Below are 19,432 nucleotides of genomic sequence, written 5' to 3'. Positions count from 1 at the left end.
GAAGGCAATTGATAGCCTGTTAAATTCCCTTGTTTCCACCACCTCCAAGCCGTTCGATAACTTATTCCTGTTTTTTTTGCCTAGTCCGATAGTTTTGTCTGCACATATTACCATGAATGACTATATATGACCATATTTATATTGAAACTTTACAATACAACCCACATTCTGCACTTCAACTTGTAGTATAACTGGTAGCATATAAAATGAAAAACCAGTTAAGTATTTATACTTATAATCTTAGGGAAGAAAAAGTGGCTCTCTTATTCTTTGTTTGATCAGTTTAACTTAATATAGAAGCGATCAATCTTTGCATCCTCTGTGTCTGGAGTGGTTCCTTCCACTCCCTCGCCAGCAGGAATGTATCTTAGAATACATTTTACCCACCAAACCCAAGAGAGCCAAAAAGTGAGAAACTAAAAAGGTTCTCAAAAAATATTCAAGTCAAGAAAAATGTCAAAGATAGAAGTAAAAAATCTAGATCACTTAGGAATAGTAGCGGGAATAATTGATGAAATAGGAATCGAAGAGATAATTAACTTAAAATTAGGAATAGATCAGCGAGAGAAAATAACATTTTGAGCGCTAATTGCCTACTCTCATCTTAACCAAATTCTTAAATCTTACTGAAATCGTCTAAAACTGACTGAAAGTGTTGGCTAATTTATCAGCAATTCCCTCGATCCAAATTTCATCTTGTTTAGTATAACTGCGCGGCGCATTTGCCGCCAAAATTAACACCCCTTCCTTACCGATGGGTTGACAGATTAAGCCTTGGGTGTTTTCCGGCAAATAGTCAAATTCGATTTTGGCGGGATATAAATTTAAATTAACTAAATAGACGGCTTTACCGGTTTCTAAAACTCTTTTGATAATATTACTAACTTTAACTTCAGAATTCTGGCTTAAGATACCGCGACGTAATAAAACTTTTCCCTGATAATAAACGATCAGAGATTTTGTCACGGTGTTGGTTAAAAGTAAATGGGAAGCCCAAGCAAGCTCAATTTTAACTGATTCTGGCAAATCTGGGGCAAATTCCAGACCTTCGCGCCCGATTAATTCCACCGCATCCGGTAAGCGGGGTTGAACTCTTTGCCAGATTAAACCCACCAAAATTAAAACCCCACTCAAAATCACTCCCATCACATCGGAACGCGCTTGCGATGGGGTTAAATCGGCAGTGGCAAAACGATTAAACATTAATACCGTACCCCCGACGATGCCGGCGAACAGGGGTAACAGTCTTAAAATACGATTGGGATCAGCTGGTGCCATAGCTGAGAACTATTCCTCGTCTAGTTCTAAAATCCGCTGGAAAAGATAGCCTGTACCTCTAGCGGTGAGAATTAACTCAGGATTGCTGGGATCATCTTCTAATTTGGCTCGTAAACGGGAAATATGCACATCCACTACCCGCGTATCCACATGACGTTCGGGGGTATAACCCCAAACTTCCTGAAGGATTTCCGAGCGGGAAAAAGCTTCTCCCGATCGACTAACCAATAATTCCAGTAAACTAAATTCCATACCGGTCAGACGGATGCGTTCATCCCCCTTATAAACTTGGCGTTTATTGGTATCGATTTTAATGGAACCGATATGAATCACACCGGAACTAGGAATCCCCGGAGCGCCATTTTTCTCTACCCGACGCAACACCGAACGAATCCGCGCCTCGAGTTCTTTGGGAGAAAAAGGTTTAACTACATAGTCATCCGCGCCCAATTCTAGCCCAGTAATTCGATCGGCCACATCGCCCAAAGCGGTTAACATAATGATAGGAATATCCGATTCTTTGCGGAGTTCCTGACAGACACCGTAACCGTCTAATTTCGGCATCATCACATCCAAAACCACTAAATCGGGTTCGGCGGTGCGGAAGGTTTCTAAAGCTTCCTCTCCGTCGGCGGCGGTGACGACTTCATAACCAATCATCGACAAACGAGTCTCTAAGATACGACGGATGCTGGCTTCATCATCAACAACGAGAATTTTTTCCTTCTGGTTCTCCAACTGAATTAACACTCCTTAGTTAAATAGTGTGATGAATTTTAAAGTTAAATAACGAGCGTTCCTGTTTATAGAATATCCCTTTGCCGTTATCATTAAGCCTAAATTTCCTATTTTATTTCTTTTATGGCAATTATCAATAACTTTATGGTCTTCCTTCCCCTTTATCATACTTAACTAAATTTGACAAGAGAATTGATCCTCAAACCGCTTTTCTTCAACTTTTCTTAAAAAACATGGCGAAATCGCGAACAATATATATCTGTAGCGCTTGTGGGGCGGAATCTCCCCAATGGTTGGGAAAATGCCCCAGTTGTGACACCTACGGGACGCTAGAAGAACAAGTGATGGCTGGTGGCAATAATCCGGCGGGAAATCGCCCAGGATGGCAAAATAGTCGCCCAAATAACGGCAAAGGGCAACGCAACCCGCAACCGCGCATCTCGGTGCGCTTCTCGGAAATTACCCAGTATGAACAGGAACGTTTTCCCTCTGGTTACGGGGAATTCGATCGCGTTCTCGGCGGTGGCATTGTCCCCGGTTCTCTTGTACTAATCGGCGGCGATCCGGGTATCGGCAAATCGACGCTTTTACTGCAAGTTACCAACCAACTCGCCCAAAGATTACCGCGCATCCTCTACGTTTCCGCCGAAGAATCGGGACAACAGATTAAACTGCGGGCTGCCCGTTTGGGGGTGGGAGTGGTTGCCGTGGAGTCGGAAAATAACGGCAATGGCAAGGAGAAAAAAGCCTCTGAATCAACCGCAGAACTCGATAATCATCTCTACGTTCTGCCAGAAACAGATTTAGAGGAAATTTTGCGGGAATTAGAATCTCTACGCCCACAGGTGGCGGTAATTGACAGTATTCAAACTCTTTATTTTGGGGCGTTAACTTCCGCACCGGGATCCGTCGCCCAAGTTCGCGAATGTACCTCCGCCTTGATGCAGGTGGCAAAACGGGAGAATATTACTTTATTAATTGTCGGTCATGTGACTAAAGAAGGGGCGATCGCTGGTCCGCGAGTTTTGGAACATTTGGTCGATACGGTGTTATATTTTGAAGGCGATCGCTATGCCTCCCATCGTCTCTTAAGATCCGTGAAAAACCGTTTTGGGGCCACCCATGAGATCGGTATTTTCGAGATGGTGGATCACGGTTTGGTGGAAGTGGAAAACCCCTCAGAATTGTTTTTAGGCAATCGCGACGAATTTTCCCCTGGTACGGCGACGGTGGTAGCCTGTGAAGGTACACGCCCGATTGTGGTGGAGTTACAGGCATTAGTTAGCCCTACCAGCTATGCTTCCCCCCGAAGATCGACTACTGGCATAGAATACAACCGATTACAGCAAATTCTCGCCGTTTTAGAAAAGCGCGTCGGTATTCCTTTATCGAAATTAGATGCCTATGTTGCCTCCGCAGGAGGGTTGGGAGTGGAAGAACCGGCGGCGGATCTGGGAGTTGCGATCGCTGTTGTCGCCAGTTTTCGCGATCGAGTCGTGGATCCGCGCACAGTCTTAATCGGGGAAGTGGGATTAGGCGGACAAGTGCGCCTAGTGTCGCAAATGGAACTAAGATTAAAAGAAGCGGCTAAATTGGGCTTTAAACGGGCAATTGTCCCCAGAGGTCAAGTTTATCCCGAAGATGTGGGCTTAGAAATTGTTCCAGTCGGCAAGGTAATTGAGGCAATTGTCGCCGCAATTCCCCCCCAGCAGCGCTTTGGGGAAGATATAGAAGAGGAGGAAGGGGAAGGGCAAGAATAACGGTACAATGCTAAAAAAGATTAAATTACTTGGGAGATTTTCACCATGTCTGTGTTAGCTGTTGCCGCTTTAGCGGGTTATCTGATCGTTTTTACCGGAATTGCCCTCGGTCTCTTTTTCGGTCTGCGCTCCGCTAAAATTATCTAGTATATAAACAGGAAAAAGCTTTAGTGATCGGTTTAACTGGTCACTATTGCCAATTCTAGGGGAAATAAAAAATGACTGTTATTCTAGACTTAAAAACTCTCTACGAAATTGATGATTCTCTCTGGTTAGAAGAAACTATCGAACTCTTGAAAGCGAAAAAATTTGACGCTTTAGATTTAGACAATTTAATCGAGGAGTTAGAAGACTTGGGGAACGAAAAAAGGTTTCGTGTTGCTAGTTTTTTACAGCAAATTATCAGACATTGTTTATTATTACAGTTTTGGATAAGCGAAAGAGAATATAATCAGGCTCATTGGAAAGCAGAGATAGTGAGTTTTAAAGATCAACTAAAACGTTATTTAACCACAAATCTTCGTAAATATCTAGAACAGGAATTTGAGCAAATTTACTTTGAGTCCGTGCGATACGTTCGTCAAAAAACCGATAATAAAGTCAACTTTCCTGATACTTGTCCCTACAGTTTAGAAGAACTTCTCGATCCTAATTGGCTACCACCTTACGAATAAAGGAGATGATAATGACTGTTATCCCCGACTTAAAAACTCTCTATGAGATTGATGATTCTCTTTGGTTAGAAGAAACCATAGAACTCTTGAAGAATAAAAGATATGAAGCTTTAGATTTAGAGAATTTAATCGAGGAGTTAGAAGACTTGGGAAACGAAAAAAAGTTTCGTGTTGCCAGTTTATTAGAGCAAATTATCAGACATTTTTTACTCCTACAGTTTTGGACAGAGAAAAGAGCATATAATCAGGATCACTGGGAGTTAGAAATAGTCAACTTTCAAATTCAGCTAAAAAGAGGCTTAACCACCAATCTCCGTAATTATTTACAAAATGAATTAACTAACATTTATGAAGATGCAGTTTTCTTTGTCAGAAAAAAGACTAAAAATCAAGTCAACTTTCCTGATACTTGTCCCTACAGTTTAGAAGAACTTCTCAATCCCAATTGGCTACCACCTTACGAATAAAGGAAATGATAATGACTGTTATTCCCGACTTAAAAACTCTCTACGAAGTTGATGATTCTCTCTGGTTAGAAGAAACTATCGAACTCTTAAAAGTGAGAAGATTTGACGCTTTAGATTTAGATAATTTAATCGAGGAGTTAGAAGATTTGGGAAACGAAAAAAAGTTTCGTGTTGCTAGTTTTTTACAGCAAATTATTCGTCATGCTTTGTTACTGCAATTTTGGACAAGGGAAAGAGAATATAATCAAAGTCATTGGGAATCAGAACTGGTAAATTTTCAAGATCAATTAAATACCTACCTAACGGCAAGTTTACGGAAATATTTAGAACAAGAATTTGATAATATTTATCAGAAGGCAACCCGTTATGTGAGAAAAAAGACAAAAAATCAAGTTATTTTTCCCGATACTTGTCCCTACAGTTTAGAAGAACTTCTCGATCCCAATTGGCTACCACCTTACGAATAAAGGAAATGATAATGACTGTTATTCCCGACTTAAAAACTCTCTACGAAGTTGATGATTCTCTCTGGTTAGAAGAAACTATAGAGCTGCTCAAGGCTAAAAATTTTGAAGCTTTAGATGTAGAAAACCTAATCGAGGAGTTAGAAGATTTGGGAAACGAAAAAAAGTTTCGTGTTGCTAGTTTATTAGAGCAAATTATTAGACATTTTTTACTGCTACAATTTTGGATAAGGGAAAGAGAATATAATCGTTCTCATTGGCGTTCAGAAATCGTCAATTTCAAAAACCAGATCGACACTTATTTAACTACTAATATCCGCAATTATCTCACTCAAGAATTACCTCGTATTTACCAGAAAGCTTTAAATTATGTTAGAGAAAAAACCGATAATCAAGTTAGTTTTCCTGGGGAATGTCCCTACAGTTTAGAAAATCTTCTTGATCTCGATTGGTTCCCCCCAGAAAATGAATAAAGGAAAAAATGAAATGCTGAAAAAGTTTCTACGTTGGCTGATTATTGGGGGAACCTTATTTTTTGTTCTCAGTAACCTTAAAAATAACTGGGATAACGTCACCTCAGTTAGAATTGAAAATCATGGCTGGTTATTTCTTTTCTTGGCACTTGTAACCACTGTTATCGCTCAAATTTGGGCAGGATGGGTGTGGACATGGATACTCAAAAGCTATCAACAACCGATTAAAACCTCCACAGGAATTGGCATCTATATGATTACCAATTTAGGAAAATATCTACCTGGTAATATCGGTCACTTTTATGCTCGCATCGTGGCAATTAATAAAGCAGGAAGTGATTGGGGAATCGCCAGTTTAAGCGTTTTATTAGAACTTTTATTGCTGGTGTGTGCAGCCTTAGCCATAGCAGTTATTGGTAGTGGTTTAGGTTGGATGAAATCTAGCTCAAGTCTAGGGATACAGATATTAGTTTTAGGATTAATTTTAATCAGCATTCATCCCAAATTTTTAAATTATCCTCTCAAAATCCTTAGCCAAAAGAAAAAGATTGCTCAAGAACCTGTTTATCTAACTAAATATCCTCTCGTCCCTCTCTTGGGTGAAACTGGATTTTTATTATGGCGCGGTGCGGGTTTTATTTTAGCTTGGATGGTCTTAAAAATGATTACCCCCGCTCAGATTTTACCCCTCTTAGGAACCTTTAGTTTTGCTTGGTTATTGGGTTTAGTTGTCCCCGGAGCGCCGGGGGGATTAGGAGTGTTTGAAGCTACAGCGATTGCACTTTTTGACACAGAAAAATTTCCCGCCGCTAACGTACTTGTCACCGTTGCTATCTATCGTTTAATTAGCATTCTCTCCGAAGTCATTGCCGCCGGAATCGGGACAAAATTAGTTAAAGATAAAGCCAAGTTTTTTGGTTAGCTTAAGGATATTATTCGGGTGTGTTAGCCCAGTATAATGCACCCGGAAGAAAAGTTTTGATCATTGTTAAGCGAAGATAATTTTCTCAACTCCTAACATCTATCTCCTCACTCCTAAATTCTGATGTAACATAGGATCAATAATCAGCAAAAACATGGATACTCCCACCTAGAGAGGCCGAAAAAATGACGATTGCCAAAAGCGACGAAACTGCCACCTCTCCGGCACTGATAGAAGAAGATTTCGAGGACTTCTGGGAACCCCCCCCACCCCCCACAGACTTAATTTTTGATGATGGTGAACCTTTGGAAAGCAACCGACACCGCATTGCCATGAATGTCTTGATTCGCTCCCTACAGCAGGGTTACGGCGAACGAGACGACTTCTACACTGGTGGCAATATGTTTATTTATTTCAGCCGCGAACAGGCGAAAAATCGCGATTTTCGCGGGCCAGATTTCTTCGCCGTCCTCAATGTCGATGGTACGAGAGAGCGACAGGGTTGGGTAATTTGGGAAGAAGAGGGACGTTATCCCGACGTTATCGTGGAATTAACCTCTCCTAGTACCGCTAAGACTGATAAAGTGCGAAAAAAGGCAATTTATGAGGGAACCTTCCGCACGCCAGATTATTTCATCTACGATCCTTTTGATGCCAATTCTTTACAAGGATGGCATTTAGGGGCCGACCAACGCTACCATTCTTTAGAACGAAACGAGCGCGGCTGGTTATGGTGCGAAACTTTAGGCTATTGGTTGGGAACTTGGGAAGGCACTATTGACCGAGAAACGGCAATCTGGGCAAGATTTTATGACTCGGAAGGCAATTTAATCCCCTTGCCAGAAGAAGCAGCCCAGGAGCAAGCGGCTGCAGCACAGGAGCAGGCGGCTGCAGCACAGGAGCAGGCGGCTGCAGCACAGGAGCAATTAAATGCTACTCAGCAAGCTCTGGAAGCGGAAAGACAGCGTTCTCAACGGCTGGCAGCTCGTTTGCAGGAAATGGGGATAGAGCTATAGTATAGCTGTATTTGTTTAGGTGAGGAGGTAAACTGCTCCTGTTCCTCCTCGCTCAAAGTCGGTTAATTTCTCCTTTCACGGTTGAGGGAGCCTGTAATCCCAGTCTATTTGAAATCTAGCTCGACATCTGTTTGCTGCTGTGATTAGCTTTTGACCAGTGAGTAATTATTGATCAGAGTTTTCTTGGATTCTTTCTTAAACAGTAAACAGTGAACTGAAAACTCAAATTTGATAACTGATAACTGATAACTGATAACTGTCTCAACTAGGAAATTTATTTGGCACGACTACTTATATGTCTAATCTATCTTTGGGCGCACAACCTCCTCTAGAATTTATACCCCCTGACCTTAATCCCTTGCTTTTAAAGGGATGTCAAATCTTTTTACCTCTCTGGTTACAAACTCAAACCAACTTAAGGGAAATTTCGGCCGCTAATCTAGAAACTTTAATCACATTTTATCAAAAAAGTCAAGAGAAAAAAGTACGTTTACTGCTTGCCTTTCGTCATCCCAGTATTAACGATCCCTACTGTATGGCCTATCTTTTGTGGAAATTAGTACCCAAAAAAGCCCAAGAGTTAGGAATAAAATTAAACAATCCAATTCACGCTTATTTTATGTACGATCGAGGGATTCCTTTATGGGCGGGAGAAAGGGTAGGATGGTTATATTCTAAGTTAGGTGGCACACCAATTCAACGGGGAAAAGCCGATTTAATCGGATTGCGTTCGGCTCGTCGTTTATTATTAGAAGGAGATTATCCTTTAGCCGCTGCTCCGGAAGGGGCAACTAACGGACATAATGAGCTTGTGAGTGCGATTGAACCGGGTATTTCTCAATTGGCTTTTTGGGGGGTGGATGATGTCAGAAAAGCTAAACAACAGCAAGAAGTAATTATTTTACCTATTGGTATTCAGTATTTTTATCTGACTCCAGTGTGGCAAGAAATCGAGCGAATTTTAACTAATTTAGAAACCGATAGCGGTTTAGAAACAATCCCAAATTTATCCCTAGAAGAAAAGGTTTTATACGAGCGTCTTTTTCGTTTAGGAGAAAGATTATTATCCTTAATGGAGGATTTTTATCGAGATTTCTACTATCAATCTTTGCCTGTAGTGCCTGCCAATGGTGATGATCCAAATGAAACCCTAGCCAAACGTTTAGCCAATTTATTAGATGTGGCCTTACAAACTGTAGAAAAGTATTTTAATCTTTCTCCTAATGGTAATGTAATTGATCGCTGTCGTCGTTTAGAACAAGCAGGATGGGAACGCATTTATCGGGAAGAATTAAAACCCACTCATTCTATTTCTCCCCTTGAATTAGGATTAGCTGATCGCCTGGCCGATGAAGCTAATTTAAAAATGTGGCACATGAGAATTGTCGAAAGTTTCGTCTCAGTAACTGGTTATTATGTCAAAGAAAAACCCACCGTAGAAAGATTTGCTGAGACAATTTTATTACTCTGGGATTTAGTGACAAGAATTAAGGGAGGTAATCCCTTTTTCCGTCCCCAAATTGGTCAACAAAAAGCGATAATAACTATCGGTGAGCCTATTTCCGTATCCGAGCGCTATGCCGATTATAAAAGCGAGCGACGCTCGGCCGTAGCACAATTAACCCAAGATTTACAAACCAGTTTAGAAAGTTTAATTATTCATCAGTAGATAATTAATATCAAAATGTTTTAATTTTTTATCCTATCTATGAGTAAATATAAAACTTTGCATATCAAAGAATCTATCTCTCTTTTAAAAGTCTATCTGCTAGAGGCAGAAAAAACTCAGCCGATACAAGCATTGATTGATTTTAAAACATCTCAGTCTGATAATATTAGACAGTTTGCTCAATTTTCAGATTATAGCTATAGCACATTATACAAATGGTTTAGGCGTTATCGTCAGCAAGGAATTAGAGAATTTATCAAAATTAATCCTCTAGAATCAACCATTGGAGAAACATTAATTAATCGAGACGGTGAAGTTATTTTTTACCAAGAAATATTCAATGATAAACAAAGTGAATATTTGCTAAATATTTTGCAAAATGAGATAGCTTGGCGACAGGATTATATAAAAATGATGGGGCAAACCTTACCTCTACCTCGATTAACTGCTTGGTATGGCGATTCAGATAAATCCTATACTTATTCAGGAATTAATATGAATCCTCTTGCTTGGACAGATACCTTATTATATATTAAAGAGAGAGCGGAAACTCTAGCAGGTACGAAATTTAATAGCGTGCTTCTGAATTTTTATCGAGATGGTCGAGATAGCGTCGCTTGGCATAGTGATGATGAACCAGAATTAGGCAAAAATCCAGTTATTGCATCGGTTAGTTTTGGCAGCACAAGAAAATTTTCACTTAAACATAAACAGGAGGAAGATATTATCAATCTTGAGCTAACATCAGGTAGTTTGCTAATCATGCGCGGAGCAACTCAACACCACTGGTTACATCAATTACCCAAAACTAATCACAATATTTCTGCGAGAATTAATCTTACTTTTAGGAATATTATCTAACCATGAACGAACTTAACAATTTATACCACTTAATTATCGAAAATTTAATTGATCTGAATAGATTACAGGGAAAAAGTCTTAGTATTAAATCTTACTTACAATCTTTGCAACCTGATGTTAAACGACTAAGAAGTAGTTTTCATACTAATCATGTAAGTGTAGATTATTCTAATTATAACACTCAGGCTGCTTACTTACTGGCTTACTATCCTCATTATGTAGAAATGACTTATAGAGTTTTGGAAAGCTTGCAAGAAAAAGACCCCAGCTTGATGCAGCTAGTTTTTGATAAAAAACATCTCAAAGTTTGTTTATTTTGCGCGGGTGCTGCACCTGAAGCTCTTGGTTTATTAAGTTTTTTACGACAATTTTACCCAGAAGTAAAATCGATAGTTATCTATTCCTACGACCTATATTCTGATACTTGGCGAATCAGTCAAGACATCACTAAAAATATAATCAACAATTGCTTTAAAGACTATCATTTTGCTCTCCTCAGTCATCATTTAGATATAAATCAAATTGATTCTTTTTTTTCAATAGTTAGTAATATAAAAGACAGCAGTATTTTCATGTTTCAAAACTGTTTAAATGAATTTGGAAAAAATGATAAAGATTTAAAAACAATACTTGAAAACATGAAATTCTTATCAGAAAATATGCCTAGCCATAGCTTTATGTTTATAAACGATTTGAGATTATACACTCAAGTTAACAGAATTATAGATAGTATTATTAGTATAATTAATGATTTAAATAAAACGAACTTTGATGATTACAATGAACAAGCATTTTTGATCAATAAGAGTATGGAAGAAACTTTCAAATCATCAATCGCCATTTCTGATAATGTAACGAAATATTTATTAACGGGTGCGAACAACTTAATTCCCAGAAAAATAATTAATTATAATTATCTTAGCGTTTACAAAATTTTCAGGAAAGAAAGCAAGCTATTTGAACAAAGTATTGATAATAAATATATCGATTTATTAGAACAAGTTAACCGACTACAAACTAAGTTTAATAGTTTTGATGTTAAGCTAGAACAGTTATTAGCTGTTGAAAGTAATTATTTAAAAATTTCTGAGATTGTAGAATCCTATGATCAAAAATTAGAGGAATTTCAGACAACCTTGCAAAAGCAAAAAGATACAATACAAGCTGATTTAGAAACTTTTAAATCTCATCTGCAAAATCTTGAGACTAAGAACTCGAAACAAAAAATTAAGTTAGAGGAAATTGAGCGCAGACTGAATCGTTTTCAGGAAGAACGAAAAAACTTAACACGCCAACTAGAGAGAAATCGCAAAGCCGTTATATTCGCCATCTTAATTGGCTTGCTAGGGGTTATTTTAGGAGTTATTGCTCTATTTCGATGAAAATAATAGACAACAATTAGGGTTTGCTGAAAAAGTTTGTTGTTGGAGTCAGTTATCAGTTATCAGTTATCAGTTATCAGTTATCAGTTATCAGTCATCAGTTATCAGTTCTCAGTTCACTGAGAAAACACCCCACACCCCACACCCCACACCAGGAAAAACTTTTTCAGCAGACCCTAGTATAGGAGATAGTACGGGAATCTGGAAAAACTCAATACCGAAAACCCTACCCCGGTCAGACAATCTTTTATCTATCCTAAAAGTGTAGAGATAAACCAACATCTCTAGCGTTAAGAAAACTTCGGAGGTGACTTATATGGCACTTATACGCTGGGAACCTTTCAGAGAAGTAGAAAGCCTACAGAAAGAAATGAATCGCTTGTTGGACCGTATCGTGCCGACTGATGTAGGCAATGGCGAAAAAGTGGGGTTATCCTTCATCCCGGCGGCGGAAATGACCGAAACGCCAGAGGCAGTTCAGCTTAAACTGGAAATACCCGGTATGGAAGCCAAAGACCTCAACGTGGAAGTAACAGCCGATAGTCTGACCATTAATGGTGAAAGAAAATCGGAAATTAAAACCGAAGAAGAAGGATTTACCCGCACTGAATTCCGTTATGGTAAATTCCATCGGGTTATTCCTCTACCGGTTCAGGTTGATAACACTAACGTGGCTGCTGAATACAAAGATGGTATTCTCAATCTCACCCTCCCGAAAGCGGAAGAAGAAAAAAATAAAGTGGTGAAAGTGTCCATCAGTCCTGCCATTGCTCAATGATGTAGCACTCATTGTCCGGTCTTAAGCGAAAAAGTTGACCTAGTCTGATTAAACCGAAGCGGGAGTATTAAATCATACTTCCGCTTTTAGCTTCTTAACCCTTTAACTTAAAACTTCTAACACTGCTTGGGGTGATAATTTATCTTTAAACCAGATAACCTGAGCGGGTAGATTTTGAAATTTAACTCCGGCTTTTTCTAGATTTAACCGTTCCGATACGGCTAAAATTAGATTATTTGCTTGGGCCGATTTAACCTGTAAAAATTTCTTTTGTAGGTATTCTGGTCGCCAATAACCAACAATTTCGAGGAGAAAAACGCGACCATCGGGATGCACTAAACGGAAATCGGGAATCATCACTCCTCCGGGTAAAGGCACTAAATCTACTTCCCTTTCTAACTGCCATTCAGTTTTTAACTGTAACCAACGTTTAGCAAAAGATTCCTCTAACATACTATCGTAGGGTTTACCCGGGGAATAGTGGGACACCAGACCACAGTTATCCTCTAAATTGAACTGTTGTTTTTTAATAGTTCCTGTATAGGAATCTTTATACTGTAATTGTGCCTTCAAATTCCAGTGAGTAACATGGAGTAAGGCAGGAATTAATTTAGCGATTTCAATGCCATAACGACTATTAGCTTTAAATAAACTGGTGGGACCATCGATAGTAATAGTAAATCCCGTGTCGGCATCCCCTTCGATATAAGTCATTAAACGAAATAGTTTTAGATAGCGAAAGAGATATTTATATTCCCCCGGATCATTGCGATGGACGTTGATAATTAAATAACTGGCCCGATAAAAAATACCTTGAATTTGCGAGAGGTTAAAACGATGAATTAAGTTTTCGGGGGTGGGAGCATCAAATTGAGTGAGAATTTTATTCTCCGCTAAATCAGCATAGAGTCCTTTTTCTAGAGCTACTGGAAAAATTTCTTGATTTAATTCTTGGCTGAGTTGCTGGGCAATTTTCTCCAGAATTAGCGATCGATTTTGGGGAATAGGAACAAAGTTGGCCGCTTGTTCAAAAACTCTTTTTCTTAATTCCTGGGGTTCTAAGGGACTAATAATCTCAAAGGTGGCAAAATGATTGGTTAATAGGTGAGCAAATCCCCGTTTAATTTTATAATCGGGACTGTCTCCCTCCAAGATTAGGAGTTTTTGGCTTAATTCTCCCTTAGTTTGACCGATACTTTCCTGAAAACAGGTGATTTGTTCTTTAGCGATCGCCAGATAATCGGCAGCGATCGGTAAGCGTTTGGGAATAATTGTCTCGCCATTTTGACGGGAAATCAATAAATCGGTCGGTAACATGGCAAGCTAGAGAAGAATAGTCAGATGGGGAGAGGTGGGACGACAAGGAAAGGTCGAAACCCCAAAAATCCCCCGATTCTAACTATTTTGGTCGATATAACGCTCTAAATCCTCGATCACACGGGTTAATTCTGCTTCTGTGGTTAAGCGCAGGCGATCATCACGGACCGTTAACAAAACTTTAGCCGAAAAAGGATTCGGATAAATATTGGGATTACAAAACACTTCCAGAAACACATCACCAGTGTGCTGATATTCCAGCGGTTTTTGGGGTTGGGGTTTACCCCCACTAGCGGCATTACTGGCGATCGCTTTCAGTCGATCGAGTAAAATGTTAATTTCCCTTTGCAAATCCAGAGCAGCACTGGGACTGAAACGAAAAGTAACGGAACCTTGCAAGAGATTAAGAGTTAAAGGAATCATCGAAGAAATCAGGTTAAGAGAAAGCCTGCAGCTAATTATATTAATTTGGGGAAATTTGGGGAAATTAGGTTTTGGGGGATGGTTCAGCCAACAGTAATCAGTCAGGTTCTTCGTTACTAGGTCCGGTTCGATCGGGTGATCGCTAAATCATCCCTTATAACCCCGTCCATTGCATAAGCAGGAACCGAAAGGCCATCAGTGAACTGATAACTCACCACTGATAACTGATAACTGATAACTGATAACTGAAGTTACCGACGCGGAACGAGATTAATCCGGCCTTCGTCCATTTCATCCATGAGTAACTCGAGGGCCTCGTAATCCACATCAGAAACGTAGCCAAGACGACCGAGGAGTTCACTGATTCCGTTCTCGATTTCTGGGGTGATTTGACGATAATATAGGGCTTTTTCCACTAATTGGCGGATAGTCGGCTGGGTATCCACAATTTCCTTACTCTAGCTCAACAAATCTAGTTTCTGTATCCTGCTTTACTTTATTTTAACAAAAATACCGGTAGGATAGTGGGTTATCATCAGTTATTCGGGATTAGAGCTTAAACCTAACGACTTTCCCCTAGTGTTCACCCTAATAAGCCTTGATGACTGTTTCTCTTTACTGCCCAGATTATGAGGTTAACCTAAAACCAGTTCCTCCCTACAGGGGTCAAGATTAAGAAAAGATTAATCTTTTCAAGAGAGAGGAAATTTATCAAGACCGGGGTTGCAAAATCAGAAAGTTAGGACATAATAGCGGTATCTGATTTCTAGTTAAAAGGTTCATTTATGAATTTCAAAGCCCAGCCATGAAAAGTCCCGTAAAAGTCCCAGAAATTGCTCTATTTGAGCCAAGTGGCTATATTACCGCCGCTAACGTCCTAGAATTTCAAGAGCAGCTGACCAATCTGGTTAACCGGAGTCGCTCTATCACTTTTCTTGTGGATATGAGTAGGGTGGAATTCCTCGACAGCGCTGGATTAATGGCTTTAGTTACCGCCTTTCGTCTGGCTCAAAGTCAAGAAAAATCCCTCAATATCTGTTCTATTCCACCTTCAGTCAAGATTATCTTTGAATTAACCCAACTGGACAGGGTTCTCTCGATTTTCCCTAGCCGTGCTGACTTTGATGCTGTTATCACCCTCCCCCAAGCGGCGTAAGCCGACAAAATAGGGTTTCTCGCCGTAATTTCTCGGCTGCACTCTCAATTCTACCGATAAATCACCTCTTGACCGGATAGATTCCCATTTATATAACCCACTCCTCATGACAACAATTTTTCTCAAGGAGAGCCATTATACTGCTGAGATGGCTCTCCTCCTGTTTGGATATTATCTCTAGGGACAAACTACTCTACACTTGTTCGGAGCAGCTCACAAAAGACTGTCTGTTAAGAAATTCCATGACTTTAGTGATGACAGGGGGGAAGAGGGGCAAGATGGTAGATAGGTAATGAGTAGTAATTTCCTAGAATCCATGACAGTCAACAATCTCCAGTATGCTTATTTTCCCGGTTGTGTCGCCCAAGGTGCCTGTCGGGAACTATATCTATCCACGGCAGCCCTGACGGAAGCTTTGGGGATTAATTTAGTCGAACTCAAAAAAGCTGCCTGTTGTGGTTCGGGAACCTATAAGGAAGATTCGCAACTCTTGGAAGATGCCGTCAATGCGCGCAATATTGCCCTAGCAGAAGCCCTCAATTTACCCCTGTTGACTCACTGTAGCACCTGTCAAGGGGTGATCGGTCATGTGGATGAGCGCTTGAAGGAAGCAAAGCATAATAATCCCAATTATGTTGAGGAAGTTAATAATTATTTACAGAAAGAACATTGTTCCCCCTACCAAGGTACGACGACGGTTAAACACCTACTCTGGGCAATTGTCGGCGATTATGGCTTAGATAATCTGGCGGCCAAGGTGATTCGTCCCTTATCAGGCTTAAATTGTGCCGGTTTTTATGGTTGTTATCTCCTGCGGGCCCAGGATACTCTCCCCTACGATAATCCTTTTCAGCCGGAATCCCTAGAAAATGTCTTTCGAGCGGTGGGAGCAAATCCGATTTATTATCAAGGACGCACTCAATGCTGTGGTTGGCCCCTGTCCAGTTATGCCACCACCCAATCGTTCCAAATGGCAGGAAAACACATTTTAGAGGCCATGGCAGCGGGGGCCGATTGTTTAGTCACCCCTTGTCCTTTATGCCATCTTAATCTTGATTCCCGACAACCGGAAGTGGCAAAAGTGATCGGTCGAAGTTTAGGTTTACCTGTACTACATTTTTCCCAATTAGTCGCTTTAGCGGTGGGAGTCAGTCCCGATCGTTTAGGATTAGATCGACACATCGTTTCCACTAAATCCCTCTTAAAGAAATTGGGGTTTTAGAACTCAATCAGGAGTGTTAGCAATGGATTGGTTAAAAAGAATTTTTGGCTTAGATAAACCGGCAGATGCCGCTAGTGCGATCACAGGTAAAGCCGCTGCTGCGGGTATTCCCCCCGAAAGAGTCGGATTAGACGGAAAATACGACGAAAGCGGCCTAGCTAAACGAGTAGTTTTAGCTTTTGACGAGACACCGGATTTAGCTGATGAAGACAAATTGTGGGTCGCTCAAACTGGTGGTAAAGTTGTACTAAAAGGCAGGGTTTCCCATCAGGCGACTTTAAATAAAATGGTAGCAATTGCCAGTAAAGTCCATGGGGCAACCAGCGTCGATACCAGTCAAGTAACTATTGGGTGAAGTCGAACGGCTGTATTCCCCGTGAAAATTAACCACTGAGTAGGTGGATTAGCATTGTTTTTTGTTCCTGAGTTGTTGTTAGGTCATTGCCGGCTGATTAATTAGGGTCTGCTGAATAAATCTAAAAACCTTGCTGGATAAGACTTTTAGCCTTTTTTGAAATCCAAAAGTACCAGATATGGGAGTGATCAGGGGGAAATTCAGGTACTTTTTCCCTGAAAATTAGGTAATTGACCCCCTCAAAATCGGTAAAACCCCATACCCCACACCCTACACCCTACACCCTGCCCCTAGGAAAAACTTTTTCAGCAGACCCTAATCATGGTTGAATGTTAATCGGCTTTTCCTTTTAGGGAGACAAAACCGGGCCTATGGGAATTACTATTGTTACTATTTTGCGGGGTATGAAAACGATTTCTCAGTTCGGGGGGAGTGGGTAAACCCTGTTTCATTTCCGCCACTTTTAAGAGGATCAAATACTCATAAAAAGCTTGCAGAGTACACCAAGCAAAACCAGCTTTACCATCGAGAATTCCCGCTAGGATAAAATACATATAAAACCAACGAAGCAAGGGACGAAAAGGCAATCGTAGGGATAAATCTTTTAAAGCTCTCCGTCTATCTACTTCGGTTTCACCAAAAAATAAATTTTTCCAACTAACACCCCCGTTAGCCAACTGATGTAGGGTTTCTGCTGCTTCATCGGTAGAATAACGATTGTGTTTTTCAATCCAACGACTTAAACCCTTACTACAGGTATAGTGGGGATAGGTTTCTTCTAAAAAAGAGGTTTTTCCTCGACATTCTTCCCTTTCCGTGTGACCATAATCGCTAAACCAGACTTGATCTTTTCTAAATAGACGCATTTGATAACGGGGATACTGGGTGCTGCGACGAATCCAAGTTCCCATAAACATAACTCTTTCGGCCACATAAAAACCAGTAAATTCTGTCTGTTGCGTGGCACTCAGACATTCTGCATACAGTTGGGGTGTCATCCTTTCATCTGCTTCGAGAATATAAACCCAATCGTATTTAGTCTCGATATTTTCTAACATCCAAGTTCTTTGTTTACCATGACTTTCAAATTGATGCTGAATCACGCGCACTGGATAACGAGAAGCAATCTCTACTGTTTGATCGCTACTGTAGGAGTCAACCACAATCACATCATCGGATAGAAGTGCCGATTCTACACAGGCGGCAATATCAATTTCTTCGTTATAGGTGAGAATGTAAATGGAAAACATGGATATAATATGGTGTTTGATTATACGCAAACCGATCGGGCAGTAGTCCTATTTTGTACCAGAAAAAGCGGAACAAAAACCCATGTTATGCCAGAAACTTTCTCAAAACTACTAGACTGAGCCTATTTTACCCTTGATCGCCATTTTGTCAATATTCTTTAAGTATTACTTGAAAAATTCTTTACCTGAGCTGACAGCGACCGGCGATGAGCTATTCCCCGCCATGAGATAATAGACAGTGCTTTATCTCTCCAGTAATTTTCGATGACTGCTGTTTCCGAGTGTTTTCGTTCTCTCCGTTCCCAGGGGAATTGTGCCTTGATTCCCTTTATTACTGCCGGTGATCCCGATTTATCTACTACTGCCCAAGCTTTACGCATTTTAGACCGGGCAGGGGCTGATCTGATCGAGTTGGGGGTTCCCTATTCCGATCCTCTTGCGGATGGTCCGGTTATTCAAGCGGCAGCCACCCGCGCTTTAAATCGGGGTGTCAAGTTGGAAGATGTGCTAGAAATCGTCAAAAATGCCCAGGGAGAGGTGAAAGCTCCGATTATTCTGTTTACTTACTATAATCCCATCTATCATCGCGGGATAGATGTCTTTTTAGACCAAATTAAAGCAGCCGGGGTGAGTGGTTTGGTGGTTCCCGATTTACCCCTAGAGGAAGCGGAAAGTCTGCTGCAACCGGCTGCCGCTAAGGGAATTGAAGTGATTTTATTGGTAGCGCCTACCAGTCCCCCGGAACGAATACAAGCGATCGCCAGGCAATCCCAAGGTTTTATTTATCTGGTTAGTGTCACGGGAGTGACGGGAATGCGGAAGCAAGTGGCCACCAGAGTGGAGGAATTGCTCGATTCTATCCGTTCTGTCACCGATAAACCCGTCGGGGTAGGATTTGGCATTTCTGACGCGACACAGGCGCTACAGGTGAAAAACTGGGGTGCTGATGCGGTAATTGTCGGCAGTGCCATGGTTAAACGTTTGGCCGATAATTCCCCCGGCGATGGTTTAAAATCCCTCGAAGAACTTTGCCGTAGTTTAAAACAGGCGATTCGATGAGAGATGAGGGGTTACTGGATGCGGATTAGATCGAGCTTTCATGTCTTCTCGTTCTGAATTCGTTCAATAGATCTCTTGCAAAAGTAATCAAGATATATCCTTTTGTCGGTAACGAAGTTCGTAATTGTAGATACCAGCAATCAAATTCAATCTCAGACCAAATCGCCG

The 19,432-nt window shown here is 40.7% G+C and carries 22 protein-coding genes and 1 pseudogene; 17 read left to right on the top strand and 6 right to left on the bottom strand.

Going from position 1 to position 19,432, the window contains the following annotated elements; all coding sequences use genetic code 11:
* Positions 1 to 453 precede the first annotated feature (453 nt).
* Positions 454 to 576 (top strand): annotated as a pseudogene (locus H6G40_RS20130) (DUF4277 domain-containing protein); the annotation flags it as partial.
* A gap of 60 nt (positions 577 to 636) precedes the next feature.
* On the opposite strand, the gene H6G40_RS20125 reads toward H6G40_RS20130, so the two are convergent.
* A complete protein-coding gene (locus H6G40_RS20125) occupies positions 637 to 1,278 on the bottom strand; it encodes a cofactor assembly of complex C subunit B (protein WP_002731649.1) in 642 nt (213 codons plus the stop codon).
* A 9-nt stretch (positions 1,279 to 1,287) separates the two neighbouring features.
* Entirely contained in the window at positions 1,288 to 2,016 is a 729-nt protein-coding gene (gene rpaB / locus H6G40_RS20120) for a response regulator transcription factor RpaB (RefSeq protein WP_002734727.1), read from the bottom strand.
* Positions 2,017 to 2,249: 233 nt separating this feature from the next.
* On the opposite strand from rpaB, the gene radA reads away from it, so the two are divergent.
* From radA to H6G40_RS20060, 12 genes are all read left to right on the top strand, one after another.
* Entirely contained in the window at positions 2,250 to 3,776 is a 1,527-nt protein-coding gene (gene radA / locus H6G40_RS20115) for a DNA repair protein RadA (protein WP_002734819.1), read from the top strand.
* A gap of 45 nt (positions 3,777 to 3,821) precedes the next feature.
* On the top strand, positions 3,822 to 3,923 hold the full coding sequence (gene petL / locus H6G40_RS20110) for a cytochrome b6-f complex subunit PetL (protein ID WP_002752397.1): 102 nt from the start codon (positions 3,822 to 3,824) through the stop codon (positions 3,921 to 3,923).
* A gap of 71 nt (positions 3,924 to 3,994) precedes the next feature.
* Complete coding sequence (locus H6G40_RS20105) at positions 3,995 to 4,450, top strand: DUF29 domain-containing protein (RefSeq protein ID WP_069474906.1); 456 nt, start codon at positions 3,995 to 3,997, stop codon at positions 4,448 to 4,450.
* A gap of 11 nt (positions 4,451 to 4,461) precedes the next feature.
* Positions 4,462 to 4,917 carry a DUF29 domain-containing protein gene (locus H6G40_RS20100; RefSeq protein WP_069474907.1) on the top strand — a complete coding sequence of 152 codons (456 nt, stop codon included), beginning with the start codon at positions 4,462 to 4,464 and terminating at the stop codon, positions 4,915 to 4,917.
* Between the two features lie 11 nt (positions 4,918 to 4,928).
* Positions 4,929 to 5,384, top strand: a complete 456-nt coding sequence (locus H6G40_RS20095; RefSeq protein WP_190538189.1) for a DUF29 domain-containing protein — start codon at positions 4,929 to 4,931, stop codon at positions 5,382 to 5,384.
* Between the two features lie 11 nt (positions 5,385 to 5,395).
* Positions 5,396 to 5,854: a DUF29 domain-containing protein gene (locus tag H6G40_RS20090; protein WP_190538188.1), complete on the top strand. Its 459-nt coding sequence runs from the start codon at positions 5,396 to 5,398 to the stop codon at positions 5,852 to 5,854.
* The gene (locus H6G40_RS20085; protein WP_024969564.1) at positions 5,847 to 6,776 is read left to right on the top strand and encodes a lysylphosphatidylglycerol synthase transmembrane domain-containing protein; all 930 of its coding nucleotides are present in this window, start codon (positions 5,847 to 5,849) and stop codon (positions 6,774 to 6,776) included. The genes H6G40_RS20090 and H6G40_RS20085 overlap by 8 nt, the downstream gene beginning before the upstream one ends.
* 185 nt (positions 6,777 to 6,961) lie before the next feature.
* Positions 6,962 to 7,792 carry a Uma2 family endonuclease gene (locus H6G40_RS20080; RefSeq protein ID WP_069474910.1) on the top strand — a complete coding sequence of 277 codons (831 nt, stop codon included), beginning with the start codon at positions 6,962 to 6,964 and terminating at the stop codon, positions 7,790 to 7,792.
* Positions 7,793 to 8,087: 295 nt separating this feature from the next.
* Positions 8,088 to 9,461, top strand: coding sequence for a 1-acyl-sn-glycerol-3-phosphate acyltransferase (locus H6G40_RS20075; RefSeq protein WP_069474911.1), 1,374 nt, complete (start codon positions 8,088 to 8,090; stop codon positions 9,459 to 9,461).
* A gap of 39 nt (positions 9,462 to 9,500) precedes the next feature.
* Positions 9,501 to 10,322, top strand: a complete 822-nt coding sequence (locus tag H6G40_RS20070; RefSeq protein ID WP_002742372.1) for an alpha-ketoglutarate-dependent dioxygenase AlkB — start codon at positions 9,501 to 9,503, stop codon at positions 10,320 to 10,322.
* Between the two features lie 2 nt (positions 10,323 to 10,324).
* Positions 10,325 to 11,704 carry an AAA family ATPase gene (locus H6G40_RS20065; RefSeq protein WP_002732808.1) on the top strand — a complete coding sequence of 460 codons (1,380 nt, stop codon included), beginning with the start codon at positions 10,325 to 10,327 and terminating at the stop codon, positions 11,702 to 11,704.
* Between the two features lie 316 nt (positions 11,705 to 12,020).
* Positions 12,021 to 12,482, top strand: a complete 462-nt coding sequence (locus H6G40_RS20060) for an Hsp20/alpha crystallin family protein (RefSeq protein WP_002733604.1) — start codon at positions 12,021 to 12,023, stop codon at positions 12,480 to 12,482.
* Between the two features lie 102 nt (positions 12,483 to 12,584).
* Here the strand turns inward: H6G40_RS20060 and H6G40_RS20055 are convergent, their stop codons facing one another.
* The 3 genes from H6G40_RS20055 to H6G40_RS20045 all read right to left on the bottom strand — a co-directional run bounded on the left by H6G40_RS20055 (position 12,585) and on the right by H6G40_RS20045 (position 14,668).
* Complete coding sequence (locus H6G40_RS20055; protein WP_002734987.1) at positions 12,585 to 13,799, bottom strand: DUF790 family protein; 1,215 nt, start codon at positions 13,797 to 13,799, stop codon at positions 12,585 to 12,587.
* Between the two features lie 78 nt (positions 13,800 to 13,877).
* Positions 13,878 to 14,222, bottom strand: a complete 345-nt coding sequence (locus tag H6G40_RS20050) for a hypothetical protein (RefSeq protein WP_002732938.1) — start codon at positions 14,220 to 14,222, stop codon at positions 13,878 to 13,880.
* Between the two features lie 251 nt (positions 14,223 to 14,473).
* A complete protein-coding gene (locus H6G40_RS20045) occupies positions 14,474 to 14,668 on the bottom strand; it encodes a hypothetical protein (RefSeq protein ID WP_002734413.1) in 195 nt (64 codons plus the stop codon).
* A gap of 359 nt (positions 14,669 to 15,027) precedes the next feature.
* Between H6G40_RS20045 and H6G40_RS20040 the strand changes: the two genes are divergently transcribed.
* The 3 genes from H6G40_RS20040 to H6G40_RS20030 all read left to right on the top strand — a co-directional run bounded on the left by H6G40_RS20040 (position 15,028) and on the right by H6G40_RS20030 (position 16,955).
* Entirely contained in the window at positions 15,028 to 15,378 is a 351-nt protein-coding gene (locus H6G40_RS20040) for an STAS domain-containing protein (RefSeq protein WP_002731688.1), read from the top strand.
* Positions 15,379 to 15,670: 292 nt separating this feature from the next.
* On the top strand, positions 15,671 to 16,600 hold the full coding sequence (locus H6G40_RS20035) for a CoB--CoM heterodisulfide reductase iron-sulfur subunit B family protein (protein WP_002776286.1): 930 nt from the start codon (positions 15,671 to 15,673) through the stop codon (positions 16,598 to 16,600).
* A gap of 22 nt (positions 16,601 to 16,622) precedes the next feature.
* The gene (locus H6G40_RS20030; protein WP_002734904.1) at positions 16,623 to 16,955 is read left to right on the top strand and encodes a BON domain-containing protein; all 333 of its coding nucleotides are present in this window, start codon (positions 16,623 to 16,625) and stop codon (positions 16,953 to 16,955) included.
* Positions 16,956 to 17,287: 332 nt separating this feature from the next.
* On the opposite strand, the gene H6G40_RS20025 is transcribed toward H6G40_RS20030, so the two are convergent.
* The gene (locus H6G40_RS20025; protein ID WP_002732786.1) at positions 17,288 to 18,205 is read right to left on the bottom strand and encodes a glycosyltransferase family 2 protein; all 918 of its coding nucleotides are present in this window, start codon (positions 18,203 to 18,205) and stop codon (positions 17,288 to 17,290) included.
* A 264-nt stretch (positions 18,206 to 18,469) separates the two neighbouring features.
* Here H6G40_RS20025 and trpA point away from each other — a divergent pair, with 264 nt between their 5' ends.
* Positions 18,470 to 19,264, top strand: coding sequence for a tryptophan synthase subunit alpha (gene trpA / locus H6G40_RS20020; protein WP_002732665.1), 795 nt, complete (start codon positions 18,470 to 18,472; stop codon positions 19,262 to 19,264).
* Positions 19,265 to 19,432: the final 168 nt, after the last annotated feature.

The sequence above is a fragment of the Microcystis viridis FACHB-1342 genome (genome assembly GCF_014698335.1).
Taxonomy (GTDB): Bacteria; Cyanobacteriota; Cyanobacteriia; order Cyanobacteriales; family Microcystaceae; genus Microcystis; species Microcystis ichthyoblabe_A.
This window is presented reverse-complemented; position numbering and strand designations above follow the sequence as displayed.

Excerpts from the sequence above, each read along its gene's own strand:
- H6G40_RS20055 (WP_002734987.1), bottom strand. The coding sequence starts at position 13,799 with ATGTTACCGACCGATTTATTGATTTCCCGTCAAAATGGCGAGACAATT.
- H6G40_RS20040 (WP_002731688.1), top strand. The coding sequence starts at position 15,028 with ATGAAAAGTCCCGTAAAAGTCCCAGAAATTGCTCTATTTGAGCCAAGT.
- H6G40_RS20090 (WP_190538188.1), top strand. The coding sequence starts at position 5,396 with ATGACTGTTATTCCCGACTTAAAAACTCTCTACGAAGTTGATGATTCT.
- H6G40_RS20105 (WP_069474906.1), top strand. The coding sequence starts at position 3,995 with ATGACTGTTATTCTAGACTTAAAAACTCTCTACGAAATTGATGATTCT.
- H6G40_RS20060 (WP_002733604.1), top strand. The coding sequence starts at position 12,021 with ATGGCACTTATACGCTGGGAACCTTTCAGAGAAGTAGAAAGCCTACAG.
- H6G40_RS20095 (WP_190538189.1), top strand. The coding sequence starts at position 4,929 with ATGACTGTTATTCCCGACTTAAAAACTCTCTACGAAGTTGATGATTCT.
- H6G40_RS20100 (WP_069474907.1), top strand. The coding sequence starts at position 4,462 with ATGACTGTTATCCCCGACTTAAAAACTCTCTATGAGATTGATGATTCT.
- H6G40_RS20025 (WP_002732786.1), bottom strand. The coding sequence starts at position 18,205 with ATGTTTTCCATTTACATTCTCACCTATAACGAAGAAATTGATATTGCC.
- radA (WP_002734819.1), top strand. The coding sequence starts at position 2,250 with ATGGCGAAATCGCGAACAATATATATCTGTAGCGCTTGTGGGGCGGAA.
- H6G40_RS20075 (WP_069474911.1), top strand. The coding sequence starts at position 8,088 with ATGTCTAATCTATCTTTGGGCGCACAACCTCCTCTAGAATTTATACCC.
- petL (WP_002752397.1), top strand. The coding sequence starts at position 3,822 with ATGTCTGTGTTAGCTGTTGCCGCTTTAGCGGGTTATCTGATCGTTTTT.
- trpA (WP_002732665.1), top strand. The coding sequence starts at position 18,470 with ATGACTGCTGTTTCCGAGTGTTTTCGTTCTCTCCGTTCCCAGGGGAAT.
- H6G40_RS20035 (WP_002776286.1), top strand. The coding sequence starts at position 15,671 with ATGAGTAGTAATTTCCTAGAATCCATGACAGTCAACAATCTCCAGTAT.
- H6G40_RS20065 (WP_002732808.1), top strand. The coding sequence starts at position 10,325 with ATGAACGAACTTAACAATTTATACCACTTAATTATCGAAAATTTAATT.
- H6G40_RS20050 (WP_002732938.1), bottom strand. The coding sequence starts at position 14,222 with ATGATTCCTTTAACTCTTAATCTCTTGCAAGGTTCCGTTACTTTTCGT.
- H6G40_RS20125 (WP_002731649.1), bottom strand. The coding sequence starts at position 1,278 with ATGGCACCAGCTGATCCCAATCGTATTTTAAGACTGTTACCCCTGTTC.
- H6G40_RS20030 (WP_002734904.1), top strand. The coding sequence starts at position 16,623 with ATGGATTGGTTAAAAAGAATTTTTGGCTTAGATAAACCGGCAGATGCC.
- H6G40_RS20070 (WP_002742372.1), top strand. The coding sequence starts at position 9,501 with ATGAGTAAATATAAAACTTTGCATATCAAAGAATCTATCTCTCTTTTA.
- H6G40_RS20080 (WP_069474910.1), top strand. The coding sequence starts at position 6,962 with ATGACGATTGCCAAAAGCGACGAAACTGCCACCTCTCCGGCACTGATA.
- H6G40_RS20085 (WP_024969564.1), top strand. The coding sequence starts at position 5,847 with ATGAATAAAGGAAAAAATGAAATGCTGAAAAAGTTTCTACGTTGGCTG.